General features: G+C 73.0%; 4 protein-coding genes and 1 pseudogene. 3 read left to right on the top strand and 2 right to left on the bottom strand.

All coding sequences use genetic code 11. The features are described 5' to 3' along the window. Window positions 1-1038, bottom strand: a 1038-nt coding sequence (locus tag ACXJKL_RS16735) for a nicotinate phosphoribosyltransferase (protein ID WP_457208151.1), incomplete at its 3' end; no start/stop codon positions are given. 54 nt (window positions 1039-1092) lie between these two features. Here ACXJKL_RS16735 and clpS point away from each other — a divergent pair. From clpS to ACXJKL_RS16720, 3 genes are read left to right on the top strand one after another with little or no spacing between them, the layout of a single operon-like run. Next, the gene (gene clpS / locus ACXJKL_RS16730; RefSeq protein ID WP_457208150.1) at window positions 1093-1389 is read left to right on the top strand and encodes an ATP-dependent Clp protease adapter ClpS; all 297 of its coding nucleotides are present in this window, start codon (window positions 1093-1095) and stop codon (window positions 1387-1389) included. Between the two features lie 22 nt (window positions 1390-1411). Next, window positions 1412-1996, top strand: coding sequence for a DUF2017 domain-containing protein (locus ACXJKL_RS16725; RefSeq protein WP_457208149.1), 585 nt, complete (start codon window positions 1412-1414; stop codon window positions 1994-1996). Further along, complete coding sequence (locus tag ACXJKL_RS16720) at window positions 1993-3192, top strand: DUF429 domain-containing protein (protein WP_457208148.1); 1200 nt, start codon at window positions 1993-1995, stop codon at window positions 3190-3192. The genes ACXJKL_RS16725 and ACXJKL_RS16720 overlap by 4 nt, the downstream gene beginning before the upstream one ends. 8 nt (window positions 3193-3200) lie before the next feature. On the opposite strand, the pseudogene ACXJKL_RS16715 reads toward ACXJKL_RS16720, so the two are convergent. Next, window positions 3201-3778 (bottom strand): annotated as a pseudogene (locus tag ACXJKL_RS16715) (hypothetical protein); the annotation flags it as partial.

Raw genomic sequence — 3778 nt, 5'->3', positions numbered from 1 at the left:
CTTGCGACCCCCGATCGAGGCCTTGTCGGTCGACCGCTTCGCGACCGACACCATCCGTCCGTCGTCGCCCGCGCGGGAGACGAGCTTGTAGACGAAGCCGCAGGTCGGGTGCCCCGACCCGGTCACCAGCTGGGTGCCGACGCCGTACCCGTCGACCGGCGCGGAGGCCAGCGAGGCGATCGCGTGCTCGTCGAGGTCGCTGGTCACCAGGATCCGGGTTCCGGTGGCCCCCAGCGAGTCGAGCTGGGCCCGCACCTCGTGCGCCAGCACGCCCAGGTCGCCCGAGTCGAGGCGCACCGCCCCCAGCCCGGGGCCGGCGATCTCCACCGCGGACCGCACGGCCTCCGCGACGTCGTAGGTGTCCACGAGCAACGTCGTCCCGACGCCGAGCGCGTCGACCTGCGCGCGGAAGGCGTCCGCCTCGGTGTCGTGGAGGAGGACGAAGGAGTGGGCCGCCGTGCCCGCCGTGGGCACGCCGTACCGCTGCCGGGCGGCGAGGTTGGAGGTGGTGGCGAAGCCGGCGACGTACGCCGCCCGCGCGGCCGCCACGGCCGCCTCCTCGTGGGTGCGCCGCGACCCCATCTCGATGCACGGCCGGTCCCCGGCGGCCCAGGTCATCCGGGACGCGGCCGAGGCGATCGCGGAGTCGTGGTTGTAGATCGACAGCAGCACCGTCTCGAGGAGCACGGCCTCCGCGAAGCCGCCCTCGACGACGAGCAGCGGCGAGTAGGGGAAGTAGGCCTCGCCCTCGGCGTACCCCCAGACGTCGCCGGCGAAGCGGTACGACGACAGCCACTCGCAGGTCGTCTCGTCGACCACCTCGGAGAGCACGGCGAGGTCCTCGTCGGTGAAGCGGAAGGACTCGATGGCGTCGAGCGCGCGGCCGACGCCGGCGACCACGCCGTAGCGACGGCCGGCGGGGAGACGGCGCGGGAAGAGCTCGAAGACCGAGTGCCGCTCGGCGGTGCCGGCGTGCAGGGACGCCTGGACCATGGTGAGCTCGTAGTGGTCGGTCAGCAGCGCCGGCGATCGGGTCACCGGTGCAGCCTCCCACGGGGGAGTGGCCCCCCGGTCCTGTGCCACCATGACCCCGTGTCCGCTGCCAGCCCTGTCGAGGTCGATCCGACGCTCTCGCCGGACGAGATCACGTTCCTCGCCAAGCCGTGGGTGACCATCGTGTGGAACGACCCGGTCAACCTGATGTCCTACGTCGCCTACGTCTTCCAGAAGTACTTCGGCTACGACAAGGCGAAGTCCGAGCGGTTGATGATGGAGGTCCACACGGACGGCAAGTCGGCGGTCTCCACCGGCACCCGCGAGGAGATGGAGCGCGACGTGCAGGCCATGCACGAGTACGGCCTGTGGGCCACCATGGAGAAGGCCTCGTGAGCGGCAGCGGGGAGTGTGCACGGTGACCGGCTTCGCCCGGCACCGCAGGAGCCGCCTGGTCATCGCCACCTTCACCGGGTTCGAGGCCGACCTGCTGCGCTCGCTGGCCTCCCAGATCGTCGAGCTGCTGCGCAACGAGGCGGCCGTCCCCGACGAGTCCCGGGACCCGTTCGAGGCGATGATGGACTTCTCGGGACCGACGACCGCCCCCGAGGACCCGGTGCTGCACCGCCTCTTCCCCACGGCGTACGCCGACGACGAGGACGCCGCCGCCGAGTTCCGGCGCTTCACCGAGGGCGGCCTGCGTGACGGCAAGGCCGCTGCCGCGATCACCATCATCGACGGGCTCGAGGAGGCCGGGCTGCCGCCCGAGCTGAGCGAGGACGGCCTGATGATCGACGTCGAGCTCGACGAGCCGACCGCCGAGACGTGGATGCGTTCCTTCACCGACATCCGCCTCGCGCTGGCGACCCGGCTCGGTGTCGAGGACGGGGACGAGGACCGCTGGCACGCGCTGCCCGATGACGACCCGCGGGCGCAGGCGCACGACATCTACGAGTGGATCGGCTGGCTCCAGGAGACCCTCGTCGAGGCGCTCACGGCATGAGCCCGGTCCCCGAGTTCGTCGTCGAGATCCGCAGGATGATCGGCACCCACCCGCTCTGGCTGCCCGGGGTCACCGCGGTGATCCGCCGCGACGACGAGCTCCTGATGGTCGAGCGGGCCGACAACGGGGCCTGGACCCCGGTCACCGGCATCGTCGACCCGGGGGAGGAGCCGGCGGTGGCCGCGGCCCGCGAGGCCCTGGAGGAGGCCGGCGTGGTCATCAGCGTCGCCCGGCTGGCCTCGACGTCGGTGATGTCGGGGGTCGTCTACGACAACGGCGACCGCGCGTCGTACCTCGACCTGACGTTCGCCTGCACCTGGCTGAGCGGCGAGGCGCACGTGGCCGACGACGAGTCGACCGACGTGCGGTGGTGGCCGCTGGACGCGCTGCCGCCGATGTCGGAGGCGATGGCCCAACGCGTCGCCGACGCCCTGTCCGACGAGCGCGAGGCCCGGTTCGTCACCGACCCGGACGCCGCGCCGGTCCGCGAGGCACTGCGCCCCGAGCGCCCGGTGCTCGGCGTCGACGCGTGCCGTGCCGGCTGGGTGGGTGTCCTCCTCGCCCCCGACGGGCAGGCGACCGTGCACGTCGCCGCCTCCGTCACCGAGCTGTGGGGCCGGGTCCGCGAGGGTGCCGAGCCGGCCGTCGTGGCGATCGACATCCCGATCGGCCTCCCGGACTCCGGCGCGCGCCGAGCGGACGCCGAGGCCCGCCGTCAGCTCGTCGGCAAGGGCTCGTCGGTGTTCCCGACGCTCACCCGCGCGGCGTACGAGGCGCAGACCTACGAGCTGGCCCGCGCGGCCCACCTGGCCGCCACCGACGGCGAGCGCAGCGCCAGCGCGCAGGCCTACGCCCTGGGCCCGAAGGTCCTCGAGGTCGATGCATGGGTCCGCTCGGGACCCGGCCCGGAGGTGATCGAGGTGCACCCCGAGCTCAGCTTCGCCCGGATGGCCGGCTCTCCGGTGCTCGCGCGCAAGAAGGACCGTGAGGGGGTGGTGGCCCGCAGGGCGGCACTGCTCGCCCACGGCCTGACCGCACCCGCATGGTCCCGCGGTGCCGGCTTCGGCGAGGACGACCTCCTCGACGCGTGCGCGGCCGCGTGGAGCGCCGCCCGTCACGAGCGGGGAGCGAGCGAGTCCTTCCCGGCCCGGCCGGAGGTCTTCGGCGACGGCATCCCCGCCGCCATCCGGGTCTGACCGAGACCTCAGCCGGAGTGCGTAGTGACGCCGTACCGCTCGCGGGACGCCAACGCCCAGCGGGAGACGGGCACCGACACCAGCGCGATGACCAGCATCAGCCCGGCCAGGACCAGCCAGCCCGTCTCGCCCATGTCGACGCAGAGCAGGGTCACGATCGGCGGCCCCACCACGGCGATGACGCTGAACCCCAGGCCGGCGAAGCCCTGGTACTGCCCCTGCCGCTCGTGGGGCGCGAGCCCCATCTGCAGGCCCCACTGGCCCCCGGAGCCGATCATCTCGCCGACCACGTGCACCAGCGAGCCGGCGACGAGTACCACGACGGCGAAGCTCACGCCGCCGCGATCGGCCAGGGAGACGATCGCGAAGCCGGCAGCGATCCACACCGAGCCGCGCACCAGCGCGCGCGCCCCCGCCTCGACCGAGTCGGCCCGGCGTGAGAGCCGGACCTGGAAGATCGCCACGCAGGCGGTGTTGAGGATCAGCAGCACGGCGACCATCACCGGCGGCGCCTGCGTGCGCTCGGAGATGTAGAGCGCGAGACCGAGCTCCATGACGAAGAAGTGCAACGAGAACAGCCCGGTGA

It is taken from the genome of Nocardioides sp. P5_C9_2, assembly GCF_054049555.1.
This window is presented reverse-complemented; position numbering and strand designations above follow the sequence as displayed.